Origin of the sequence: Streptomyces alkaliphilus, assembly GCF_014141535.1 — a bacterium.
Taxonomy (GTDB): Bacteria; Actinomycetota; Actinomycetes; order Streptomycetales; family Streptomycetaceae; genus Streptomyces; species Streptomyces alkaliphilus.
Window position 1 is genome coordinate 1 of record NZ_VKHT01000512.1, and the last position, 3,679, is coordinate 3,679.

Annotated in this window: 3 protein-coding genes; 1 reads left to right on the plus strand and 2 read right to left on the minus strand. The window is 73.9% G+C overall.

Features of this window, described 5'->3' with window-relative positions; all coding sequences use genetic code 11:
- Positions 1-144: 144 nt before the first annotated feature.
- The gene (locus FNQ90_RS15815; protein WP_323379995.1) at positions 145-510 is read right to left on the minus strand and encodes a nuclear transport factor 2 family protein; all 366 of its coding nucleotides are present in this window, start codon (positions 508-510) and stop codon (positions 145-147) included.
- A gap of 333 nt (positions 511-843) precedes the next feature.
- On the minus strand, positions 844-2,007 hold the full coding sequence (locus FNQ90_RS15820; RefSeq protein WP_228471259.1) for a PucR family transcriptional regulator: 1,164 nt from the start codon (positions 2,005-2,007) through the stop codon (positions 844-846).
- A 1,022-nt stretch (positions 2,008-3,029) separates the two neighbouring features.
- On the opposite strand from FNQ90_RS15820, the gene FNQ90_RS15825 reads away from it, so the two are divergent.
- Entirely contained in the window at positions 3,030-3,665 is a 636-nt protein-coding gene (locus FNQ90_RS15825; protein ID WP_182606977.1) for a ferric reductase-like transmembrane domain-containing protein, read from the plus strand.
- The last annotated feature ends 14 nt before the right edge of the window (positions 3,666-3,679 follow it).

Below are 3,679 nucleotides of genomic sequence, written 5' to 3' on the forward strand. Positions count from 1 at the left end.
CCCCTCGGGCGGCCGTTCGGCCACCACCCGCCGCGCCGCTTCCATGACCTCCCCCTCCAACTCCTCGAGAGGGACCGCCCAACCCTCACCCCAACATTCGAAGAGGTGCGCGTGGCGGAGGAGTTCACAACGGTCGGTGCCGGCTCACCCGGTTGGGGTGCCCTGGTGGAACCACAGGCGCCACCCCGTGTCCGTCAGGCGCCACAGGGAACTCCGCCGGACCCGGCGGCCCCGATGGGAGCCGAGGTACGTCAGGTGTACGAGGCCCGGAGCGGGAACCGCTCCCCGCATGTCGTCGACCTCGACCGGCGCCTCCGGGGACACCGAACCGTCGCCCGTCACCGTGAGGATCGAGGCGACATCCCACGAACGGCCGGAGGCGCCGATCTCGGTGAACTCCGGGTCCAGAAGTTCCAGGACCCGGGCCGGGGACGCCCGCACCACGGGGTCGAGGAGCGACATCTCCCCGTCGATGGCCGCCCGAACGGCCCGCTCGTTCTCATCGGTCACGCGGGAACCCTACAGGTCGCCGCTTCCCCGGGCGCGTGGTTGAGGTACCCGGGTGGGGTACCCGGGCCCCGGGGAAGCGCTCCGGGCCCGGCGTCACGTGAACCCCGGGACCCCCGCCCGGCCGGAACCTCCGGCCGGGGTTTTTGTCGCGGCGCAGGGCGGGGGCCCGAAGGCGCCGGGTACGGCACATCCCGGGACGTCACCCCGGTCACCCCGGCCACCGCGGCCACCGCGGACCCGCATCCGATCCGGGACGGACCGACCCCGTGGGGCGTGCGCCCACTGGGCGCACGCCCCACGGCGGGGTCGGTTTCGTGGGGGATCTCCGTGTGGTCAGCGGCCGTTGACCCGGGCCGCCTTGGCGGCCTCCGTGGGGCCGGACCCCATGCCCACCGGCACCGGCCGGCGCGGACGGCCCTGGCGGCACCGCAACTCGCGCAGCCTGGCCACCAGGCGCCTGCTGTGCAGGGTCAGCTCCAGTTCGAGCCGTGAGCGCGGGTCGCGCAGCGCCGGACCGTACAGCTTCTCCAACTGCCGCAGCCGGTAGTGCACCGTTTGCGGGTGCACCCGAAGCGCCTTGGCGGCCTCCGGGGCGCCCCCGCCCTCCAGCCAGGCGAGGAGGGTGGCCTCCAGGCGTTCCCGCTGACGCGGGGTCAGCCCCGTCATCGGATGCAACCACCGGGCGGAGAGGGTGCGCAGCAGCGACTCGTCCTGGAGCAACAGCAGCGTGGTCAGGTGGTCGTCGACGAACAGGGGTCGGTTGTCGGGAACGCGCTCCGCCGGCGCCAGGGCCAGCAGCCGGCGCGCCCACCGCGCGGTGGAGGCGGCCTCGTGCAGCGGCACGATCTGGCCCACGGCCACGGTGCGGCCGCGCAGCGCCTCGGAGAGCGCCGGCCGGCCGGCCGGATCGGGGTCGGGCAGCAGCACGCACGGGTGCCCCCGGTACAGCCCGCTCAGCGGTTCGCCGGCCCCGGCAGTCACCGGTGGCGAGAGTTCACCGGGCTCGCCGAGGACCACGGCCCGAACGCGCTGTGGCAACGGCCACCCGGCCCGATCGGCCAGTTCCCGGAGCGCCGTGGCGGGCAGCGTCTCGCGCCCGGTCAGAGCGGTGAGCAGGCGCTGACGTGCGGCGCCGTCCCGGGATCCGGCCGGCGGCCGGGGCGCGGGGACGCCGGCGGAGTCGGCCGGCGGGGACGTCGGGCCCCGGCCGTCGCCCCCGAGGTCGTGGAGCACATCGGACGGCCGTTCGCAGGTCCGGGTCTTTGACGCGTCGTCGGACCCGGGTCCGAGCGGCGCGCCGAGCGAGGCGCGGAGCGCCTGTTCGACGTCCCGGCGCAGCACGTCCCGGGAGCGCTCCGCGACCAGCGCGGAGAAGCCGGGGACGCGGCGCGTCAGGTCGTCGATCATCCCATCGGAGACGGAGGGCAGTTCGCGGAGGAGAATGCGGTTCCACTCGGCGGGAGGGCACGACCGGAGTCGGTTCAGCAGGTCACACATTTCTACCTCGTTCAGGTCCGGGGGAGCCCACCCGTCGTCGGGGTGCGGGCGGGGCCAGCCGAGGCTGTCTCCCGGGTCGGATGTCCACTGCGGCAGGTGGAGTTGGCGGCCATCCGGACGTCTCGCGGGGCGAGAACCGTTGCGAGGCGGGACCCGACCGTCGGGGTGGTCGGTGTCCCTCGTGCGCTGATGTGTTCGGTTGTTCCGGGAAGATTCCGGAGATCCCATGGGGATTCCCGGCGGTTCCCGGGTGTGGGGGGACGGGGTGAATTCCTCATCCGAGGGCCCGGGATCGCTCCCGGCGCCGGTGGATCGTCGGCGCCTCCCGGCGTCTTTCGGCAGGTGGGATTCTCCGACACGGGGGACACCGGGCCGCGCGGCCGATGGCCGTTCCGGACGTCCTCATCGGACGCGGGATCGGCGATCCCGCGGACCCGGGTGGGGCGCGCGCTGTCGGAAGCGGACACAACGGGGGCGCGGAGGCGGCGGGTGGTGGTCCGGGGCGAGTCGCGCGTCGCGATCGGACCACACCGGGCGCACCGTCGATCGGCCCCGATGGTCGGTGTTCGAAGGACTCCGGACGGCGATCATCACCGCTCGGAGGGAGCCCTCGAAGACCGGGCCCCGGAAACTTATCACGTTCGGATAACCATGCAAGTCCCCTGTGTGGACGCCGGAATGCTGCCATGCGAAACGGCTCGCCGCGGACCCCGGGGTCCGCCCCGGACACCGGGGCCGGCGGGCCGGAGATCAGGAGAACGAATCCCGCCGCCCGGGAACCGAACCGCCGGACGACACCGTTCCGGCCCGGTCCCTGGGGCATCGGCGGCACCTCGGAGGATGTGATGGTCATTCCGCAATCCCCGCCGCAACCCCCGTCGCGGTCCTCGCGACCGGGGGCGTCGGGAAGCCGGCGCCGCGCGTCGGCGGCCGTGCGTCGACCGGGCACCCCCGCGTCCCCGGTACGCCGTCGGCACGCGGGCCCCGCCGTCCCCGGGACGGCCCCGATTCCCTCCGGTCCCATGCGGCTGCCCGAGGCCAGCGCGCGCCGCACCACCGGTGCCTACGTCACCGCCACGGCACTGATCGCCCTGATCGTCCTCGGAACCGCCGGAGCCTTCGAGGAGATGCTGCACTTCCTCGACTTCGGTGCCGGCGTGATGGCGCTGGTCTGTCTCACGGCCACCGTCATGTGGGGGTTGGCGGCCACCGACCGGATCCTGCTCCATCCCGGCCACCGGCTGCTGGCCCAGGCCGTCCACCGCGGTCTCGGCATCACCGGCCTGTGCTTCCTGCTCCTGCACATCGGGATCAAGATCTTCGAGGACCGGGTCTCCGGGTACGCCGCGGCGATCCCCTTCTCCGACCCCCTGCAACCGTTGCTCATGGGGCTCGGCACGATGGCGGCCTACCTGTTCGTGCTGGTAGCCGTCGTCGGCGCCGCGCGCGGGGTCTTCGCCGGCCGCAACCGTTCCCGCTGGTGGCGCGGCCTGCACATGCTCGCCTATCCGACCTGGGCCCTGGCCCTGGTGCACGGCCTGTACGCCGGTCGCCCGGCGGCCGGTTGGGTCACCGCCGTGTACATGGGCTGTCTGCTCCTGGCCGCCCTGGCACTGACCACGCGCCTCGCGAATCGAAGCAGGAGGCACGCCCGATGACCACCGCCCCTCCC

Coding starts and splice junctions, on each gene's coding strand:
- FNQ90_RS15820 (WP_228471259.1), bottom strand. CDS start 2,007: ATGTGTGACCTGCTGAACCGACTCCGGTCGTGCCCTCCCGCCGAGTGG.
- FNQ90_RS15825 (WP_182606977.1), top strand. CDS start 3,030: ATGCGGCTGCCCGAGGCCAGCGCGCGCCGCACCACCGGTGCCTACGTC.